The sequence below is a fragment of the Novipirellula caenicola genome (assembly GCF_039545035.1).
GTDB lineage: Bacteria > Planctomycetota > Planctomycetia > Pirellulales > Pirellulaceae > Novipirellula > Novipirellula caenicola.
The window spans coordinates 1-21,635 of record NZ_BAABRO010000015.1; the positions used below are offsets into that span (position 1 = coordinate 1).

General features: G+C 55.5%; 11 protein-coding genes. 4 read left to right on the plus strand and 7 right to left on the minus strand.

Features of this window, described 5'->3' with window-relative positions; translation table 11 throughout:
* Positions 1-220: 220 nt before the first annotated feature.
* Entirely contained in the window at positions 221-5,638 is a 5,418-nt protein-coding gene (locus tag ABEA92_RS23330; RefSeq protein ID WP_345686749.1) for a dockerin type I domain-containing protein, read from the minus strand.
* A 353-nt stretch (positions 5,639-5,991) separates the two neighbouring features.
* Here ABEA92_RS23330 and ABEA92_RS23335 point away from each other — a divergent pair, with 353 nt between their 5' ends.
* Complete coding sequence (locus tag ABEA92_RS23335) at positions 5,992-7,629, plus strand: hypothetical protein (protein ID WP_345686751.1); 1,638 nt, start codon at positions 5,992-5,994, stop codon at positions 7,627-7,629.
* A gap of 130 nt (positions 7,630-7,759) precedes the next feature.
* Positions 7,760-9,571, plus strand: a complete 1,812-nt coding sequence (locus tag ABEA92_RS23340) for a FecR family protein (protein WP_345686753.1) — start codon at positions 7,760-7,762, stop codon at positions 9,569-9,571.
* A 150-nt stretch (positions 9,572-9,721) separates the two neighbouring features.
* On the opposite strand, the gene ABEA92_RS23345 is transcribed toward ABEA92_RS23340, so the two are convergent.
* From ABEA92_RS23345 to ABEA92_RS23360, 4 genes are all read right to left on the minus strand, one after another.
* Positions 9,722-10,015 carry a hypothetical protein gene (locus ABEA92_RS23345; RefSeq protein ID WP_345686755.1) on the minus strand — a complete coding sequence of 98 codons (294 nt, stop codon included), beginning with the start codon at positions 10,013-10,015 and terminating at the stop codon, positions 9,722-9,724.
* An 88-nt stretch (positions 10,016-10,103) separates the two neighbouring features.
* Positions 10,104-13,163 (minus strand): CHAT domain-containing protein, encoded by a 3,060-nt coding sequence (locus ABEA92_RS23350; protein WP_345686757.1) that lies wholly within the window; start codon positions 13,161-13,163, stop codon positions 10,104-10,106.
* Positions 13,160-14,254 carry a tetratricopeptide repeat protein gene (locus tag ABEA92_RS23355; RefSeq protein ID WP_345686759.1) on the minus strand — a complete coding sequence of 365 codons (1,095 nt, stop codon included), beginning with the start codon at positions 14,252-14,254 and terminating at the stop codon, positions 13,160-13,162. The genes ABEA92_RS23350 and ABEA92_RS23355 overlap by 4 nt, the downstream gene beginning before the upstream one ends.
* A 63-nt stretch (positions 14,255-14,317) precedes the next feature.
* Positions 14,318-16,729 carry a protein kinase domain-containing protein gene (locus ABEA92_RS23360; RefSeq protein ID WP_345686762.1) on the minus strand — a complete coding sequence of 804 codons (2,412 nt, stop codon included), beginning with the start codon at positions 16,727-16,729 and terminating at the stop codon, positions 14,318-14,320.
* Positions 16,730-17,140: 411 nt separating this feature from the next.
* Here ABEA92_RS23360 and ABEA92_RS23365 point away from each other — a divergent pair, with 411 nt between their 5' ends.
* On the plus strand, positions 17,141-18,235 hold the full coding sequence (locus ABEA92_RS23365; protein ID WP_345686764.1) for a hypothetical protein: 1,095 nt from the start codon (positions 17,141-17,143) through the stop codon (positions 18,233-18,235).
* A gap of 132 nt (positions 18,236-18,367) precedes the next feature.
* A complete protein-coding gene (locus ABEA92_RS23370; RefSeq protein WP_345686766.1) occupies positions 18,368-19,528 on the plus strand; it encodes a hypothetical protein in 1,161 nt (386 codons plus the stop codon).
* Positions 19,529-19,791: 263 nt separating this feature from the next.
* Here ABEA92_RS23370 and ABEA92_RS23375 read toward each other — a convergent pair whose 3' ends face one another.
* Both ABEA92_RS23375 and ABEA92_RS23380 read right to left on the minus strand, forming a co-directional pair.
* Positions 19,792-20,925, minus strand: a complete 1,134-nt coding sequence (locus ABEA92_RS23375; protein WP_345686768.1) for an ABC transporter permease — start codon at positions 20,923-20,925, stop codon at positions 19,792-19,794.
* A 14-nt stretch (positions 20,926-20,939) separates the two neighbouring features.
* Positions 20,940-21,629 (minus strand): ABC transporter ATP-binding protein, encoded by a 690-nt coding sequence (locus tag ABEA92_RS23380; RefSeq protein ID WP_345686770.1) that lies wholly within the window; start codon positions 21,627-21,629, stop codon positions 20,940-20,942.
* Positions 21,630-21,635 lie beyond the last annotated feature (6 nt).

The following is a 21,635-nucleotide window of genomic DNA, read 5'->3' on the forward strand; positions in this document are numbered from 1 at the left end:
CGACGTCACGTCACCTAAACACAAATAATCCACAAGCCGATATTTAAGGCCTTGTCCATAAGAGCCATCGCTATCGGTCTGCCCGCACCCAGCAAATTACCGGATGCCGTTTTCGGAGCAGCGTAGCGTACGGAACGCCAATGCCGTCATTGGCCGTCTCCGACTACTTCACAGCGTTGGGTGAAACGGCCAAGCGATTGAAAGACTGCTGGCTAACTGCTTAGAACAGTTTGCCTGATTCCAGTTCCCCCATCACGTCATCGACACCGCTTTGCCAACGCAGTGGATCGTCGTCGACATCGATGGCGATCGCTTCGGATTGGCCCGGTGATGGGCCCTGTGAGTTGGCTTTGTTTAGATAGTTGATCACGCGAAGTGCGTCCAACGCGGTCACCTGCGTGTCGCCGTTGACGTCCAGGTTGTACGAACCGCTGCTGGTTTGCTCGGCAGATGCCGCGACGGTCCGCGGCAGATGGTTGATGATCAACAGCGCGTCGTGAGCGGTCACCGTGCCGTCCCGGTTAACGTCTTCGGCCGCCGCGACACGTTCGGCTGGCGTGTCGAGAGGCGTGCTGGATGGGGCGTCCGTCGTCTCGGTGGTTGTGGTTGTCGTCGCGATCGTCTCGGTGGTTGTCGGCGTCGCGTTGGTGGTCGTAGTGGGGAGCGTGTTGGGGGAAGTGACCAATGCGTTCAAGGCACTCTCGGGAAGCTCCGCCGCTAATTCGGTTGGCGACTTGTCACTGAAAAAGTTAACGTTTTGGCTGTTGATGCGGTCCGCGTCGGCGGCGTTGGGGAACAGTTTGTCGCCGTAGGTAAAGTACTCGACGACTTCGCCTTCGCCATTGATCTGCAGGATGTGGCGACCTCCGTTGGCATCGATGTACGCGGTTGGCCCGCCAAAGACTGCATTGGCGGGGACGCGGTAGCCGGGGCCGTCCTCGCCATAGGTGCCATTGGTATCGTTGGTCAAATTGGCGACTCGCCATTGTCCGCCAGGCGGCAATGTGAACTCGATCAATTCACCGCCGTTGGTTCCATAGACACGAATCGTTCCATCGTCTTCGACCAGCGGCGCGACGTAGGTGTAGACGCGACCGGTATAAGGTTGTTGGAAGGGAAAGTAGCCAAAGTTTTGGCCATTGTCGGCCGTTTGTTGGCTGATGTTTTCCTGAAGCACTGTGGATGAATCGATCGTGTAGTGGACCAATCGCGACGTCCCATCGGTCGCAAAGACATGGCGAATTCCATTTGGCATCGTTAGCGCTCGTACGTTTCGCATCATGCGAGTGTCGCGACTGGTGGCGTCGATTTGGCGTGTCGTAACGCTGCTGCCGTCGATGCGATACTCAATCAGATTGCCGGTCTGGTTGGTGCCGTAACCGAACAGGATCTGGTTGTCACCGGGCGTGACCGCAACGGCGGAATAGACTCGCGATGCATCGACGTTTCCGCTGGCGAGCGTCAGGTCGGTGGTCGCCGCACTCGGATCGATCGGAATGGCAATCCAGTGCCCATCGGTGGTGGTCGCCGAGAAACCGAGGGGCCCTGCAGGCACGGTGTCTTCGGCCAGGATGACGCCAGGGATCGGGCGGTGAGCGACCGTCCAGTTTGCGGTGTCAAACAAGTCGTGATGGGCCCAGTCGTTGCCATCAGGGGTGAAGGTGTACTGGACCACGCCTCCTTGCGTTGAACGTCCCATCACATGCACGCTGCCATCGGGCATCGTCACGGCGCTGGCTTCGCCGATGATCAAAAAGTTGGCGGCTGCGGAGGCAGGGATTTGCTTATCGTCAACGATCTGGGCGAGCAAGTTGATTTGGTCATCGGAGATCATGCCATCGCCTCGAGCGGTTAACACCAAGCTGCCGTTTCGCAAGACTTGGAACGCCATCCGGGCTTGGGTGATCGCTCCGCTCGGCGATGGCAGCGGACTTGGCACGGCAGCCATCTGACGCCGCGCCGATTCGGCAAAGATGGTGGTGCTGAGGTGGTCGCTTTGCGAGATCGACCCATATAGCGTGTTCGCGGCGTTAAGAGCACCGCGAAACGGACCTTGGCCATTTCCGCGGCGCAGTGCCTCTGACGCAACCTCGTACTGGTCCACGCCGTCCATTTGGCTGCGGTCCAGCGAGCGTGTCGGATCGCTGCCGGAGATCGGGTCAAGTTTCGCGTTGACGATTGTTGTCGTCGTGGCGGCTTCGTGTAACGTGATTCGAGTGTGTTGCGGAACGACGGTTTGAGCCGACACCGTTGCATTCGCGGTGAACACATCGGCTCCACTGAAATCATTCAAGTTCATTCTGGCCAAACCACCCTGAGGGTCAATCACGAATGTGGTTCCACCTCGATCAACAAAGACTTGGTTGGGGGCCGAGAAGGTCGATCCGGCAGCGGCACCCGGGATTTTGGGGATTTGAATCGAACGGACTTCGGGCGACAGCACCGATGGGTCACCACCTTGTTGAATGGTTCGAATGATTTCGCTGACATCCATTGTCGCTACGATCCCATCACCGCTAGAGGTGAACCCGAAACCGCTGTCGGTAAATATGAGTTGATCGTCTTCGGGGATTCCGGGCGTTTCGTTGTCATCAAACGCAGTGAACAAAAGGTGAGCGCCCCCGTCGGTGCTGCGAGGGATGGCAAATTCATACCACTGATCATTTTTGTCACCCGGAACCAGAAGCGCTAAACGCTGAATCGCTTCGCCTCCTCTTTCGTTTCCATTGAGCATCCAAACGTACGTCGCTCCGTCGCGATCGTCGACGATGGCTTGGACGCCGTGAACGTGGAAATCGGTGCTTGTCGACTTATCGCTGCCGAACGACTTGGGAATCACATGGGCCGTTGTTTTGGCTGACATCGAATCGAGTGTGGCAGGACGTTTGCCGCCGGGTGGATTGTCAAAGTCAAGTTCCACGATGGTGCCCGAGTCTTCGGCGGTGATCCAGATCGTGCCTTTGGTGTCGACAAAGACCGCGTGGCCTACCTTCAGCGGAACAGCGTCGTGGGTCGATTCCGGTTGGGCTTGCGTCGTCGTTCCGCCTCCATTTCCACCGCCGCCTCCCGTGCCACCGCCAGTGCCGCTGCCACCACCCGATGTGGTTTCTTCGTCGTGGTGATCTTCGATGTCAAACACGCCGGTAATTTCATCGAAATCGAACGTGAATAGTTTCTTCTGTGCAAGGTCGTAATACGAAACTCGCAAGATTTCATTGTTAACCGAATCTTCCGGCGCATCATCAATGGCGACGCCCCCTTCGATTTCATTTCGGTAGACAAACCAAACGCGAGGCGTTAGGTGAGTGTTAAAGTCGAAAAATGTTCCATGAGGATCAAATGCAGTGGGTTTGGCGTCAGCCGCCGGCACCAACACACCGTCTGCGTTGCGAACCACCGACGATGGAATGCTGACGTCATGAATTTCGACGGTGCCCGTCGCAGGATCGAACTGACCCAGATGGTGGCCGTCCTCCATCGTGAACCAGACGGTTTGGGTGGTTTTGTCAAATGACATTTGCCAAGGCCGTAGCCAAGCCACCTTGTCGTTGATCTTGACCTTGTCGAGCGTTTCAGTCGTGGCGAGACCAAGCGTTAGCGTTGTCAATCCGGTCGCATCATCAGTCGTGGAGCCAACAATTCGGATAGGTACCGAGGAGGCTGCAAGATTGATGGCATAGCCGACGGGGATTTCCTGATCGATCACAATTTGATTCACGCTCGATCGAACCTCGACCACGCTCGCACCAATGAAGAACGATTCGGTGAACACCGGCGTGCTCGGCGCATTTTGCGTCGCATCGGATTGAGGCAACACAAACACTTGCTTGTCGAGTTGCCCCATTTGGCCCGCCGAGTCGGTTGCGATGAAGGTCAATTCATATTGCTCGCCTGCATCGAACTCGACCCCCGGCAATAGCGAGACTTTCACCGTTCGCGATGCATTTGTGTTGACGCCCACGCTTGTCGATGTTCGCGGAGCAAAAACAGCGACGCCCGAACCGATGGGGGCTGTCATGTCGTTGTTAGCAAAAAGCGAAACCGTGACGGTGTTCTCGGTTTGACCGTATTGTTGATCGACGACTTGGATTTCGAATTCAGGGCGTGTCGATCTCGTCATCGGAACCGGTAACGCACTTGCCGCCAGTGCGCGGTCTGCCGCGGCAAGTGCAAATTTTGAAAGCGACGGCTGGATCGGATCAACCACTGCGATGTAAGGCAACGAACTGGGACTTACGTTTCCAGCGATATCGGTCTGAACCGCGGTGTATTGAAAGGTTTCGCCATTCGGATCGACAACGGGATCGTCGCTTAGATTTGTGATGGCTTGCCCCGCAGCGGGAGTCCGCGTGATCACCACTCCTTCGGCGTTTCGGCTCAATGCGATTTCGGCATTCGTTTCCGCGCCGGCGATGGCAATTTCGTTTGGTGCACTTGGTACGATCGCTCCGTTGATTCCTGGCGATAGCACTGGAGCAACCGGTGACGCGGTATCGATCACGAGTGTCAACGCCGGCGACGTGGTTTCAGGGTTCACGCCGTCGGTCGATACCGCTACGACTTGGTAATTTCCGTCGGCAAGCACGTTGGCGAATGTGGCTTCGTAAGAATTGGTTCCTGATAATGTGCCTGGTGTTTCCGCGACCGTTGTCCCTGATTCGTCACGGACTTGAAATTTCACCGACAGTGCTCCGTCAACGATCGCGGTGAAGGTCAACCCTTGGTTAACGTTCGTGATCGCATCGTTGGAGGAACGCCCCGAATCGTCTTCGGATTTTAGCTGCGGCGGATCGTCCGCTGTGGGCGGCGTTGTATCGAGTTCCCACTGGCGGTTGGCGGTTCCGGTCCCCGAATTTCCAGCAAGATCGGAAACCCCGGCGGCATTGACGCTGAGCGAGTAATCACCGTCAACGTTGGTGAGTCCTCCGAGGCCACTAACGACAAAGGTTTTTGTGGTTCCACTTTTGAGTGAAACGTTGACCGCACTGGTGATCAGGTTGGCACCGCCGTCACGCGTCAGCGTCAAGTCGTTTCGCGTAAAGGTGGCGTTTTGAATATTCTCGGAAAACGTGACTTCGACTTGGTCAACCGGTGTATTGCGAGGCGTGCTGATTGCGGTGTCGATGGAAGCGGTGGGGCCTATGGTGTCTAGAGTTAGCGTGAAGCTGAGAACGTTATTTATCTCGAAGACGCCTGGACGGCTCAAAAAAACGTGGAAAGCGTTTCCTGATTCTGTAACTTCATTTGCAGGGAGAGAAAATGTAAATGTGAACGTTTGGTCATCTCCAGAGTTGACGAGGTTAGCTGCTGTCAAACTGCTCAAGGAAGTTTGATCCGAACTTCGTCTGAGTTGCATCAAGAGACTATGTGGAGTGGCATCCGCAGACTGACCCTTGATTGTGCCTTCGATCTTATAAGTATCAGGCGACGCTATTTGTTCGTCGTTATTGATCACGCAGTCGCCGTTGACATCCTGTTGAATATTATCCAGGCGAATAAAATGATCGTCCGCATTGGTGAAATTTAGCTGCGGCGGCAGTGTCAGCAGCCGCCGGTCTTCGAGTTGTTCTAAGACCAATGCATGACGTCGATTTCGCTTGCGAGTGGATTTCTTCTTGGATGGGCGTGGGGACATCATGGCGCTCAAGGGGTCAACGTCAAAATCGGAATGACTGCTAAATCCACCCCAATCTAATTACGTGGGCGTCCTGTTGGGGGTGGAGCTATACCCAAATTTACCAAAAAAGCAGCCTTCTCGTGCTTGCCCAAACCCCCTGAAAGGTCCGGCTTGTTGAGTTTGGCATTCTTTTGGGGGTGCCATGGCTACTCGCCCCCGCAATTTGGTAATGAAACCACTCTAACTGTTCCGAAACTATCTCTAGGCACAATCCCTGCAATCGGATTGACCACAAAGGGCCGCAAAATCAGCAAAACAGAACGATCCATTGCGATTCGCGCCAGCGGGACGCGGATCGAATACCGGAAATTGTGATGATTAGAAATACGTCGACTCAGTCCAAAATCCCTCGATGGCGTGGCTCCGTGGTGTGGATGACGTTGTTGCTGGGCACGACCGCCGGGTATGCCGCCCCGCCTGATTGGGTTCGGACAGACGAACTTCAAGCCGCGCACATTTCCGTCCCGACAACGGCGGACGCCTCCGCCGGCTCGGATAGCGAAGAACCGAACATGACGAGCGATCCGGTCGAGCGAGAGCTGCGGCTGCAACGGGCAATCGCCGATTCGCTCGCTGGCGACCATCACAAAGCGATCAGCGAACTCGGCCAACCTACCAGTGACGACACCGCCGCGATGTACGCTTCGGCGATGTGGATGATGCAAAACGGCCATGTCGATGAAGGGATGCAGACGCTCCGCACGATCGCGAGTCGCGAGGACGCCCCAGCGGAAACACACAAATTTTTAGCGATCGGACATCTCCATCTGAATCAACCTCAAGCGTCCGAGGCGGCGGCCGAGGTTTATCTCGAATCGAACCCCGATGATGCCTACGCCCACTATGTCCATGGGCTGGCGATCCTGCGACAAGATGACCCCGTGCGGGCTCACGATTCGCTACGGCAAGCTGGTTACGACGAAGACGACGTGGCTCAGATCCAAACCGTGGCAATGCAAGTGCCGGTGGATGTGATGCAGCGTCGGTTGACGATTGGAGAACCGATCACGAGGATTCAAAATCGATCTCGCTACGATGACGGATGTGATTCGCTCGGCGGTGGCCAAGCCCAAAACAAACCGTACAACGTCACGGTCCTGTTCGCCGGCGAATACGACAGCAACGTGCCGCTGCAGCCTCGGTTCTCGGGGCTCGGTTCGGACATCGATCATGAAGACTATCGTTTTTTGATGGCTTCCTTCTTGGATCTGCAGTTGATGTCGACCGAACAATTTAATCTGGGATTGGTCGGCAGCACCTACAACACGTTCCAGGTCGATGCCAACGAATTCAATATCCAAGACTACATGGGCGGGGCGTACACCAATGCGCTGTTGAGCGAGGACTTGGTGGGTTCGCTACGCTACGAATACCATCATACGTTGGTCGACAGCGATCGATTCGCCGACGAACATCGTCTGACTCCGTCCATGACTTGGCTTGGATCTCGTGGACATACCACGCTGTTCTATGAATTCAATCCGATCAACAGTCGTGCCCCCTTCCTAATTCCGGCTCAAAATCAAACCACCGACATTCATCGCACCGGCTTCACGCAAGCGTTGTATACCTTTGGCGGTGATGGACGCATCTATGGTGGCTACCAATACGCCGAGGGACACGCCGAAGGATCGGACTTTGATCTTACAACCCACATGGTTACCGGACGAATCGAACGGCCATTGCCGCGTCGTTGGATCGCTGATTTGGATGTTCGCTATGTGTGGGATGACTATGCCAACCCGAACAGTTTGGACTTCTACGATCGAGCACGTGACGACGAACGAGTGGAAGTTCGCACGGGGTTGCAAAAGAACTTTGCCGCCCCCGTCAGCCTGCGGTTTGATTACACCTACATCAACAACGATTCGAACACCGAAAACTTGTTTGGGGTGCGATTCTATGACTATGACCGACACATTTTCAGCACGCAGCTCATTTTCTCGCTTTAATCGACGTCGTTGATCACACGGCGAACACAACGGCAACGCGGTCCCCAACGCACCAACACAACACGCACGAAGTGAACGCACGATCGCGGAGCGATCAGCGACATTGGCTGTGACAGAGATGAAAGGATTCATGATGAGTTTTATTCGATTCGGTGCCGTTACGGTTTGTCTGTTTGCAATGACAGCGGCAAACGCGGTGACGCAGGCGAACGACACGGCCAATTCCGACTCGGCTGCTCGCTGGATTGGAACCGTCACTCATTGTGACGGTGACGCAGTGCTGTATCGTGGCGAACACGCCTATCAAGTCGTGCGTGGTGCTGGATTGCGTTTGGGGGACACGATCGAAACGAGCGGATCGGCAAAACTAACGTTGGCGACCCAGGCGGGCCCTGCGATCACGATGGGTGGTGCCACCACCGTGACGCTCAATCGCTCCGAGAATCGATGGTTGTTGGACCTCGATCAAGGGCAAGCCCGGATCGTGCACGATGGCGAATCCGAGCTGCGTTTGACCAGCCCCGAAGCCGAGATGTGGATCGAACGCGGCATCGTTCAAGTCGACCAAACTAACGCCGAGATGCAATACGAATTGGTTGCCGGTTCGGTACTGCATCGAATCGATCCCACATCCATGGGCCGCAATTCGCAACAAGGTTCGTTTCGTGTGCGACACGATGGACAAATTGAATCGGCATCCCCAATCGGATGGCGTTTTCAAGCCGAACAAGTTCGTTTGGCGTCGGCGCTGCAAACCAGCCCGATGTTGCAGCCGCCGGTCACCTCGTCGCCCGACGGGGTTCCTGGATCACCGTCGGACGCATTTCCACCGGCCGATGGACTCTCGCCAGCCAATCCGCTGTCCCCCGATGAAAACCTATTCCCCGATGAAGACGACGACGATGACCCGCGTTTCGCACAAGACCCGCTGACGCCTGACCAGGCACCTGCGGCAACGCGTGGTGGTTTTGATGATGGTGGCAATGCCGAGATGGGAATCGGAGCCAGCACCAATACGTTCGCTGGCAGTAGCTCGCTGAGTCTGGGGTCGATCTCCAGTGCCACCGGGACATTTGCCTCGGGCGGTATCTTTGGCGACGCCAATCAACAAACGTTTCAAGGGCAAGTCGACTACGATATCAAACCACTTTCGGAAACCGGACCTTTCACCGAAGGAGATCCCTTCCCTGGTGCAATCCACTTGGTGACTGCCGAAAACCGATTGCCGTTTAGCAACGTCCAGCTGTCGGCGACCGAGTTTTCGACGTTATTTTCCGGAGCCGCCGACAAGTTCTTTTCCATCGGGACCGGGGCGGCGCCAAGCAGCCAAGTGCTGACCAACTTCTTCACGGGAACCGGAGCAACGCCCACGGTGATCGATATTCCGGGGTTTGATGCTCATTTAATCCATCTCGATCAATTCAACATTCCTGACCCAGCCAAAGGAGCACTAGACAGCGACACCGGTTTGACCGGATTGATCGGCGCCAATCCCACCGGGCCAACGGTGGTGGGTGATACGCCGTTGGTCGATGAACGAGCCCAATTCAACTCGGGTGCGACCTTCGCATTGGGAGAATTTTTGGTGACCAAAACAGATGCAAACGGTATTGTCTTTACGATCCGTCGCAGCGACCAAGACCGCCTAATTGTCAAAGATCCTGGTGGCAATGATGCTAACGATCTGGTTCAACCCAATACCGACGTGACGTTCATCGACGATGCCGATCCTCGATTTTTGCCTCAGTCGCCCACCGTCAAGGTGCCCGAGTCGGTTGCCAACACGGGTGTTGGCGTTCAGGAGTTGAACTTCCTGCGTCGCGCCGCCTTTACCACGCTGGTCGCCGATCAACTGCAAGATTACTCGCGGCGGACGGGGCAAACCCGATTTGTCGTCGACGGCAAGATCATCGACATCTCGGGCTTCCAACCAACCCGATAAACAAACCTCGGCAGTAGACAAGGTAACCAGTCCTCGCACACCGTAGTGGACGAGGCAACGAGTCCCCGAGTACTAGCGGCGACAAAGTAACGGGTCTCTGAATCTCCGTCGCTGGTGAAGCGACTTTTCGAAGACGACTGCCACCGGACCTTAAAAGTAACCGTACTGGGGTCCGTAGAAACGGTTGTTGAAATTGCCGTAGTAGCGGCCTTGGTAATAGCTTCGTCCCGAAGGCAATCGTGTTGCTCGGCTATTTAGATTGCGAGTCGGATAGCCACCCATCATCGACCGTGAACTCGTCGGCGCGGACCAGACTCGCGTCGGCATGGTCGAACGCTGGTTTGCCGATCGCAAGCGGTTAAACAATCCTTCGGCTTGGGCTTCGCCGGGACCAGCGAAAAAGGCGGCGGCACAAATCAACGCTGCGATTCGAATGGGTTTCATCAGTGAGTGGCTCGGTGGTGGAAAGACTTGGGGGGGACGACGGCATTCCCCCAGTCTATTTGCGATTCTGGGCAAATCCACTGGTTGATTATCGAGAACTGCAAACAAAGGCAGCCCAAGCGTAAGGATGGCTGCGGATTCCGGAATTTGTTGCTGATAGCATGTCCACTTGAGCTCCGCGAATCGCCTCGCGAACCGATTTGCCTTGACGCCACAGGTGGTCGTAAAAGTGCTGGACAAACGCCACGGTGGCGTCGTCATCGACCGGCCATAATGTTCCGATCACGTGTGCCGCCCCGGCGGCGTGGAAACTGCTAAACATGCCTGCCATCCCCTGCCCCGCCTGGGCTTGCCCGAGCCCCGATTCGCATGCGCTAAGCATCACCAGCGACGCTTGTGACAAGTCCAGTTGCCGGATCTCGGCGGCGGTCATGTATTGATCTTGTTCGCTGGCGTTTTTCGGATCCTGGTCGGTCGCTGGTGCCACGATCAACCCGGTGCTCAACAGCGTCGTGGCGCCGCTGATCGCAAACGCGTCCCCTTCGTTCTCTCGCCGAAAAAAACCGTGTGTCGCTAAGTGAATGTAGTGTTCGTTGACCATCGCCTGGGCCAATGCCGCTTCGGTCGCCTTGCTGTCGGACAAACGAACCACGCGAGCCTGAGGGAATTGTTGCTTGAACAGCGTTTCCACCTGTTTTGCTTCCTTCAATGAACCTGGCAGCAGCGGCCATTGTTGAGTCAGGGGACCATAGTCGATCCCGCCTGCGACCAATAGTGACTTTGACATGCCAGAGGAAGTCTCCGTCGCAATTTCGGCAGCAGCAACCTCGCTGACCAATTCGATTGAGACCTGTTCGATCCAATAACCGGGCCGGTTGACCGCTGGCAGCGCGGCCCAGGGAATCAAGTAACACATCGAGTCGCCACGAATGCGAAGCCGCGAAAACGGAAGGTCGCAATCGAGTAGCGGTCGCTGGACCAGCGACGCGACGGTACGGGCCGCAACGTCCATATCGGGCAACTGTTCGGTGATCGTTTTTCGCCAACGGACAATTGCCGCATCGACGTTCGGGGCGTCCCCAAACGTAACGCGTTTCACTTGGCCGCTCGGAGCGAGCACGAACGCGAAATAGCGAGATCCCGCGCCGATCGATCCACCCTTTGTTGGTTTGTCGAAGACACGTGTCTGCAAGATGTCCAGCATCAATTCGTCATCGGCGAGAAGCCGGGCGACGATCTCCGAAGTGGGTTCTTGTTCGAGCGAAAGGTTTTCGCTGCGAGACACGCTCCGCCGGATGTCTTGCAGTTGGTCTTCAAGATCGGCGATCTCATTTAGTAACGCTCGCCGGCGAAACATCGAGACGCGACGAAAATAGGCTTGATGCAATTGTTGCATCAACGCTTGTTCACGCTGTTTGATCTCAGTGTCGGTCGATTGTTTGAATGCCCGGTCATAACGGTCGGCGAGTCCTTTCCACCGCAGCACGACGTTGTATTGATCCGCATCAGGGATTTGCAATTGCGGAGCGAGTTCCAAGAACGTGTCGAGTGTTCCCGGCCAAGCCACGCTTTCGGGATGCACGCGAGCTTCTTGGATCATCGCAAGTCGGTCGCGAGCGGACGGCGACTTCGACAACGCCTCGCAAACTCCTTGATAGGCCAGGGCCTCGGCTTGGGTGACCCACTGACTTGCGGCAGCCAAATTGCCTTGCAAGCACGCCACACGGGCTTGGCAGGCAATGGCTTCGGCGTAGCGTGGATGGCGAACCGAATAGTGCTTTTTGAAATGTTTTGCAGCCTCCGAGAAATGCTCTGCGGCTTGCGATAGATGCTCTTGAGCCATCGCGATCCAACCCAGATTGATCGACGATTCTCCGATCTTCAAATCAGCGGGGGCCACGTTGGCTTGGTAGATTTGCTTTGCCGACTGTGCTAATTCGGCAGCTTTGTCAAAGTCGCCTGTTAGGTAATAATTGATCCCCAAGTTGTTTGCGACGTTCGCGGCGCGAAGCGGATCGATGTTCTTGCTGGTCTGGAGCGTCTCTTGTGCGTCGATCAATTCATTACGGGCAATGATGAAATCGCGGTCGCCTTCGATCGCTTTGGCTAAATTGATTCGCCAATCGGTGGCGGATCGCAAATCGGGATTTTGTTGATGGAACTCACGCGAAGATTCCAGCAGTTTTCGGGCTTCGCGGTAATCGCCCATCTGCAGTGCGACGAGCGCCAATGTGTCGTTGGCGATCACCGGCAAATCAGGACGTCCGGTGCGCGTCGCTTGCCGCGAAAACTCGCGTGCCGCGTCATACGCCTCGGCAAGTTGACGCCGCTTCAATCGCAGCGTGACGACTAAACTCCAATACTTTGCTCGCCACTGGGCCGCGACTTGATCGTCATCAATGACGCTGCGAAGATCGCGAAGCACCGTTTCCAGCGAATCGTCCATGCCGACTCGCATGCAATACTCGGCCAGTGCGAGTCGAACCAGTCGGATCACGCCGACCGGAATCTCCGCAGCCGACAGGGTGTCTTCGACTTCGCTGATTCGTTCTTGCAGCAATTTCAAGTTCTGTTCGACCGAATCCTTCGGTTCCAGTTTCGTCAATTGCGAGAAACCAAGGACGTCGATCGCCAACGCTTGGACTTCGTCGTAAAGCGAACGCTGCTCGTTGATGAGCCCGATCGATTCGGCCAGGGTTTCGACCGCTCGCTGAGGGTTCGTTTGCTGCTTGATCGCATCGATCCGCACCAAGTAGGCCAGCGAAGTAACGCGGCCAGCGGAACCAGGGGCGGCGTCGCGTGCCGCATCCGAGAGCGTTTGGATCGCACGGTCGGGGTGGCCTGCGTCAAAGTCAATCTGAGCCGCGATGATCAAGTAACGAATCCGCTCGGGATCATCAATCGCAACCTGCTCGCTGACTTTGCATAGTTCCAAAATCTGCTCGGTCGCCTTTGCTGCCGCTTCGCGATCGTTGGCGGCAAGGGACTGCATCGCATGGTCACGAAGTTCGTTCAAGCGATCGGTCGGTAGTTCGGCATTCAGGCTGCTGCAAAACGTGAATGCAAGTAGTAGTGTCGTTGTTCGCTCTGCGAACTTACGTAATGATCGCGGAGCGATCAGCGACGATGCACGATGTAACCAACTCATTGGGTTTGGATCGCGGTGGCGATGTTGCTATCGGGATGGCTGGTGACCAACAGTGCGGCCAACTCGGATGTGTTGGCAAGCGATTCTTTGTCGGTATCGTCTGAGAGCAAGATGTCAATCAGCGACCACAACGCAGTCAGGTCGGTTGGGTTTTGATCAAGGATTGCTAAGTACGACTCCCTTGCGGTGAGCAGATCGGATCGAACAAAGCGTGCGTAGTCACCCGTCAATTCGTCAATCGTGAGCGGCGAATCTCGCCGGGGATCGCGTTTGGCATAGGCGTCACTTAGCGTTTGCTTGAGTCGTTGCTCGTCGCCGAGTTCATCGTAACAACTCGCCTTCAAAAGATACGCTTCCAGGAAACCCGGTGAATCGGCGATCGCTTGATCCGTGGTCGATAGGATATCTTGGCAAATTTCTTTTCGCTTCGCGGCATCTTGAATTGTGACGACGTTTCGCAGTTGTTCCGCGGCACTGGCCCATTGCTTGATCGCTGTGAGCGAAGCGTTGGGAGCCGACTCGATTGCGTTTCGGTTCTTCGCTGGCAACGCGTTAAAGGTGTTCATGACTTTGGTTCGCGTCTTCATCGCTGCAGAGATCACAGCGTCGTCAGTATCGTCGATCGAAACGACGGTGGGGTCAGCGGCAGCGTCGTTTTGAACTAGCACCATCTCGATCGCCGATGGCTCGCGAGATTGGCAACAAACAAGCAGTTCGATCTCATGTTTCTTGGCAACCGATCGTGCCGCGTCCACCGTCGTGCAGTCGGCGAACAAGCGATCGGTGGTGTGGGTATCGACCAGCACAAGTTGCTCGGAAAACCGCATCCCTTCACGCACCAACGTTACAAACACGCTGACGTCACTTGACGGATCTTGCGAACTGGCAAGCACCACGACGGCGATCCGTTTTTTGTCATCCAGTATTTCTTTGGCGCTGCGCTGAGCTTCTTCGCTCATTGCCAACGAGCGGAAATCGGTCCACACCGGTCCGCGACTCAATCGGGCCGTACGCGGGCGGCTGGGGCTGACCGAAGGAGTGATCATCGTGCTGGCGATCATCGCCGCAATCAACAACTGATGAAAAAACATTGCAATAGGTCCAGGCAAAAAGGAACGATGGATCGTGTTGAGGAACGCAGCGTCGCCGGCAGATCAGGACGTTTCTATCGTATCCAAACGCTTGAGCGCCTGCTCTGCATTCTGGCGGATTTCGTCGGCCCAATCGAGCGTTTCATTCGTTTTGGGTAGCGTTTCGATTGCCTTGCGTAAACTTGCCGCTGCGGCTGCGGGTTTGCTCGGCACCAACGATGTTCCCAGCGCCAAATGCGCCTGCGCGGCACAACGACGAAACGAAAGCTGGACGGAGTTTTGTAGTAACATTTGGTCGGCTAACTTGACGGCACGTTCGTACTGCGAAATCGCCGCCTCCACATCGCCTTGGTCGATCAGCAAATTGCCAAGCCCGGTTAACGCCAACACTTGCCGCTCTTTGAGTTGTGGGATCGCAGGATACTTTTCCACCATGCCTGAAAAGAATTTAATCGATTCAGAGAACAACGATTTCGCTCCGTCGATGTCCTGCACATCCAACTGCAGATGTTCGGCATAATTTCTCAGCAACAACGCGTATTCTTTTGCCGCCGCAACATCGTTCGGATCACGGGTCACCAGCCAACGAGCTTGCTCGATTGCGTCTTGGTAACGATCCGCGATCCGTTTGTCGTTGGTTTGTGTGGACCACATCAATTCCAACCGCGCTAGTGCCTCGTTGTTCAGTGCACGTGTCAATTCAAACCGAATGTCTCGCGTCAACGTGGGCTCAGTCGATTTGTCCATCGCGTCGCGTAGCGAACGAGTTGCCGATTCAAATGATTCAACCGCCGGCAACCACTGCTGCTCGTCAAATGCAATGATCCCTTTTTGAATCATTGTTTGTCCACGCAGCAATAACGCGTCGGCCGAAGACCGCGAATCGATCAACACCTGATCCACGATCGGCAACGCCTGTGACAGACTTTCGGTCGCTGCGGCCGTGTTATTTTGGTCGCCATGCAGCCGGCTTTTCTCGATCATCACCCGCGCCAACATGCGGTGATCTTCTTTGGTATCGAGTTCTCGCAGAATTTTGCTTGCATTGGCGAGCGATGCCAGTGCGTTAGGGATCAAACCGAGTTCGCGTTGCACTTTGGCAAGTTCAAAGGAGACTGCGGCGGATTCACGACGCAGCTCGGGTTCATGTGAAGGGAACTCTGCCATGCGTTGATACGACTCGGCAGCATCGGTGAGCAATTGTTCACGCACATCGGTCGCATCGGGGACCTCTTTCAATCGTTCGCTGGCCCCAGTCAACAATTGGTCGGTGGCTTGGCGCGCCAATTTATACAATTGAGTCGCTTCACCACGAGCTTGCTGCTGTTGCTTGCGAGCCTGGTTGATGCGGTGCACCGCGAACAAACTGGTCAACGTTAACAGGATCAGCGAAACGGTTGCCCATCGCACAAACGTTTCGTGTTGTCGTTTCCAGCGGTACAGACGCTCGAGTCTTGACTCTTGATAGGCCAGTACCGGTTCGTCATCGAGCCATCGCTGCAAATCGTCTCGCAATTCCGCCGCACTTTGATAGCGATCTTCACGCAATCGCGAAATCGATTTGGCAGCAATTGCGTTCAACGAACGAGGCGTTGATTTTTGCACCTCGATGGCGGCGGGAATCGATCCCGACTCGATGGCCTTGAGTGCTTGAGTCAGACTCATGCCTTTGCAAGGGGGATCGCCGGTCAGAATCTCGTACAACATCGCCCCGATACTGTATAAATCCGAACGGCTGTCGATGTCTTGCGTTCGCCCGTTGAGCTGTTCGGGTGGCGCGTAGGCGATCGTGCCCATCGCAGTGCCGACTCGCGTATCGTCCAGCTTTGAACTGCTGACGGACACAGGCGACTCGGGCAGGGATTCGGTCGCAGCGAGGGTGGATTCGTATTGGTATTCGACTTCGCTGCTGCCCGTGGTTTTCGCCAGTCCCCAATCGATGACCAAGGTTTCGCCGTAGCGGCCAAGCATCACGTTGTTGGATTTCAAGTCGCGGTGCAGCACGCCTCGGCTGTGGGCATAGTGCAGCACATTGCACACGTCGATCAATCGCTGCAACAGTTGCCGCAATCGAGGCCCAACAAACGATTCCTTACCCGCTGTGACCGCTTCGTGAAATTGTTTGATGTGATTCCGTAGCTCGCTGCCGGTGATCAACCGCATCGCGTAATACGGGCGTCCGTTCACTCCGGTGCCCATGCTGTAGATCGGGACCACGCCTGGGTGTTCGAGCAGCCCGGTGACTTCGGCCTCGGCACAAAAGCTGTCGCGATGCCGCGGGTCATCCGCACATTGTTCGCGGATCTCTTTGAGTGCGACTTCCCGATTCAGTTCGGTATCAAAGTAGATCGAAACGACCCCGAGTCCGCCAACGGCGAGGGCACGGCGAAACTGGTAGCGGCCTCGTGTTTCAGTCTGCGTCTGGCTCGGCTGGGTTTGGAACGGGTCTTCTCCGTCCATCGTTTCAGCGTTCACAACGGGTACAGGCAAAGAGGGGTGAATATGGCGGGCGGTGAAACCGCCCATCTTGTATCGGCCGATTGTACATGATTTTCAGTTTCGCCGTGGCGGCCGGTCGTCGCTGTGGTTGTCATGATTCCCCGCTCGGTTCGATTGACGATCAATCAATTTGCGTTGCGGCAGTGGTCTCAAATCGATCACGCCGTTTGTCGTTGGTCGGTTTATTTCCTCGGTTTCAGTTGACAAGCAAACTGAGAGCGGGAAATACGAACCGCGAGGCACATTTCGAGGTGATCACAACCGGGTTCGGCGCGCGAGTTGCATTTTCGCTGTTCCTCGTACAAGTGATCGATCAAAGCAGGAGAACGCGTGTGGTGTCCCTGCTTTTCTCCCCCCTCCCCTTCTATCAACTCAGGTAAAACTAACATGAGACAACTACTTACTGCCGCAGCTTGTTTGGGCGCCCTTGCCGCCGGTGCCGTCGTCGGAGCACAAGACATCGCAGGCAATGCCGCTTCACAAGTCGGGGGCGCGTTGGACCGTGCTGCTGGACAAGCACAAAACGCTGCCGGACGAGCTCAAAATGCAACTCAAAATGCTGTCAATGGTGTTCGCAATCAAGCGAACTCCGCCGCCTCGCAAGCTGGCAACCAAGTCGATCGTATTCAAGGTGCGACGACCGATGGTTGGAACAACGGAGGCACTCAGCGAGGTGTCACCAATGGTCAAGTCGGCGTCGATGGCCGAGCGAGTGTGAATGGCCAAGCCAACGTAAACAACCAGAACGGTGTCAATGCGAACGTTCAATCGTCGCAATCGCTTAACGCACAGAACCAAGCCGGAGTGAACGGCAACGTCCAAAACTCGGTTGGCGTCAATGGCCAGGGTGCTTATTACCACGGTCAAAACCAACAAGGTTTCCATGGTCAAGGTCATAGCTACAACCAAGGTTATGGTTATGGCGGCCAATCGTACGGCTACCATGGTGGCCAAGTTTATGGAAACCAGTATGGCTCGTCGTACGGCGGAACTGCCTACTCGAGCGGTTATGCAGGTACCGGCTCTTACATGGGCGGTCATTCCGGTAGCGGTGTCGTTCACACGTTGCGTCACGATGCCAGCGGTCGCGAATATATCTGTGTCGGTGGACAACGTGTCTATTTTGACAATGTCGCTACCCAAAACGACAGCTACCAAGCTGGCTATGGAAGCTACGACCAAAGTAGCGATGCGGTGAACACCCCCGAAGCCATGCAAAACGAAAGCATGCAAAACAATGCAACCGGTAACCAAGAAGAAGAATTCTCGGCACCGGCTCTTCCTTCGGCGGATCAAAACACCGACGCTAACGTTCAAGCCGGAGCGGATGCTGCGGTGAATGGCAACGTCGATGCCGGCAATGCAAACGCGGGTGGTTTGAACGCGGAAAGTGCAAACGCAGCTGGCGTTGGCCAAGACGGTTCGGCTGATGTTGAAACCGGAGTCCAAGCTGCCGCCAAAAACAACGCGACTCAAGAATAGTCGCAAATCTAAAACGTAACTCGATCAACGTCCGCACTGCCTTCACCGAAGGGGGTGTGGACGTTTTTTTTGAAAATTTGGATTTCTCTCTTCTTCAATAACTTAGCAACACAATCAACAAGGTAACAACGAATGAAGACACTTAAACGAACTCTATTGTTGGGCGCCGCGGTCACGACAGCGCTGACGACCATGCCCGTGCAAGCTCAAACGCAACGGGCGCTCGAACGTCGCGCTGATCGCAATGCTCGGCAACTGCAACGCCAAGTCAATCGAGCCGACTACTATTCGCCCGGAACGTGGCAAAATCTAAATCCGTGGATCCGAGAAAATGGTGTTGCCCCTTTGGCACGAGCCGCTAATGCGATTGGTCAAACGGTCGACGCTGCGACTCGGATCGGCGATGGGCAATTCGGGTATCGGGACAAGTCGCCGCAGAATACTTGGTTCTACGACTACTATAATTATGTCCCAACCTACTACACCCAGCGAAGCGACGATCGCTATGCCGGTGCGATCCGCTATTTCGATGCGGACAGCGATGGTGTTTATGATTCACGATCCTACTATCGCGACAGTGACCAAGACGGACGCTATGACGAGTATGATCGCTATGATTTCTACAGCGATGGAAATGCGGATGCGAAGGTCCAAGTCGAAGTGAGCTCCGATACGGCCAGCGAGCCACGCGTCGATCGTGATCGCAATCAAAATGCTCGCGATACCTATCGCGGTCCCGAGGATGCACGTCGGCACAGTGTCGAAGGCGAAATTGCGTTTACGAAAAAAGCGAAGGTAAACGGAAGCGATAACCTCTTGGTCGGTATTAATGACGAGCGGGACTCTACACTCGCTATCGACCTTGGCCCTGTCGATTCACTTCGTGGTCAACATGTCGAAGTCGGCAACTCGATCAGCGCCGTCGGTGTCTACGAGACGATCGGTGAAAAACAGCTGCTCATCGCCGATACGTTCCGCATCGAGGGTGGACAAAGTATCGAAGTCGACCGAGCGATGGGGTTGAACTTGACGGGTGAGATTGTCGATATCAAGAGCACTCCAATTGGTTCGGCCGATCACTACATTGCCGTGGTCGCGATCGATGGCGAACGCCAACTTGTCGACCTTGGTCCTACGACTACCTACAAGTTCAAAGTCGAGCCGTCGACGAAAGTCACCTTTCGAGGCGTCCCGGTGCGAGCACAAGAGCACCGAGTGATCTTAGCCGAACAGGTACAAATCGGCGGCGAGACGTTCAGCATCCAGCCTGCGCAATTTGATTCGCAGCAATAACGTTGAATCGCTGAGATCTCGATTATGTTTTTCGCGAACGCGGTGGCTGCTCTTAGCGGCGACCGCGTTCGTTGCGTTTAGAGGACAAGGGATGATCTTCCGTCGTAGCTTGTTTAAGTAGTAGCAGATGCAACGCCGGAATGCGTGGTCTGGGCTTCCTGTCTGGGTTTGCTGTGGTTCCCAGGCTGGATGCGTAGGCTACGTTACGAGATCTATGGCAAGCTAGCACATTGCAAAGTCACTTTTACCTCCTCCCATATTAGCTAGGCTTGCCTTAGTGCGTTGACGATCGGCACGGTGGCGGCCTGGACGGCTGGAGCAAACCCGGCAACCACGCCGACGACGAGCGAGGTGAGGGTTCCGGAAATGGCTAGGCTAATCGATGGTCTGAACGCGATCGTCGCTCCTTCGGCTCCGATCGCGAATCCCCCCAACCCTAGTGCGGCCAATGCCAACGTCGTGCCGGCAATCCCGCCGACAAGACACAAAAGTGTGCTTTCGGCCAGCACCAAACGCATCGCTCGCAGCGGACGTACCCCGATGGTTTGCAGCACCGCGTACTCTTTGATTCGGTCTTGAACACTCATCACCGTGGTCGTCGCCACCAACGACAACACCAAACCGACACAGGCGTAGCCCAGCCAGTGAGCGAAGCCGATCAAATCGACCAAGTCCGACAGCGTGCTCGCCTGGAACGCGCCTTTGCGACGCGTTTTGGTCGCGACCGACCCGGCTCGTAGCGTTTCGTCGATGTCTGCGGCAACGCGGTCGGGATCGGCATCCTCGTCAAGCAAAACTTCGTGTTGCGTCACCAACCCCGCAGCATCCAATCCGCGAGTGTACTGTAGGAACGCCAAACTGGTGTATATTAAGTTTTCTTCGGACGGAACCGTTGACGAAAAAACGCCAGCGACGTTGACCGAGATGTCGCCGATCGAGAATTGGTCGCCGGTCTTTAATCCGCGACGCTGTGCGATGTTGCGGCCGATAATTGCTGCATCGCGTTGGGAAGCAAACTGCTGCCAACTGCCTTCAATCAATGACAACGGACGGGTGGATTGGATCTGCCGGGGATCCGCCCCGTTGAAAACCACAATGTCCAAACTCGCGCGGCAGTTATTTGTCCAGACTTGAATCGGCATCACGTCGCGGACGCCCGGAATCTGTTTGATCTTTCTGGAATAATCCTCCGGCAACCGGCTGGTCGTGGGGCAAAATCGATTTTCTTGAAAAACAATCAAGCTGCGATTTGCATCCGCACCGCTGGTCAATCGCCGCAATCCTTCTTGCACCGAGCCCACGAAGCAAAACACAAACATGGCCACGGCGGCGCCGGTGACGGTCAACAGCGTTCGTGTGCGATGACGCCATAGCGTTTTTAGAACGTAAGTAATCATAGGTATTGCGTCCGTTACGAGACGGTCGATTCCGGTTCAAGAAATTTGCCACGATCCAATATCATTTGTCGCGATGCAATCTTTGCGGCATCGGAATCGTGCGTGACCATCAACATCGTGATATCGAGTTCTTTGTTGAGTCGTTGCAGTAAGATTTGGACCTGTTCGCTCGTTTCCGTATCCAGGCTGCCGGTCGGTTCGTCCGCAACGACGACTTTGGGATGCGCCACGATCGCACGGGCGATGCCGACACGTTGCTCTTGGCCGCCCGAGAGTTGACGTGGGTAGTGGTCGGCTCGATCGCTCAGCCCCACCGCCTCTAACGCCAAATTAACCCGCTCGCGACGCTGCTTCGACGTCAGTTTCAGCAGCAGCGTGGGCAGTTCGACGTTCTCGTATGCGGTTAATACCGGAATCAGATTGTGAGTTTGAAAGATGTAACCCAAGTTGCCGGCTCGCCAATCCGCAAGTTTGCTGCGAGAAAGTCGGGTGATCTCCGTCCCATCAACGACGATGGTTCCCGAATCAGGGCTGTCGATGCCGCTGACTAAATTCAAAAGCGTACTTTTGCCGGTCCCGCTTGGTCCCATCAACGAAACGAACTCGCCTGCTTGGATATCCAAATCGATATTGTCCAGTGGCGTGATTGTCTCGTCGCCTTTGCGAAAGCTCTTGCTCACGCCTCGTAATTGCACCAGTGCCATTTTGCT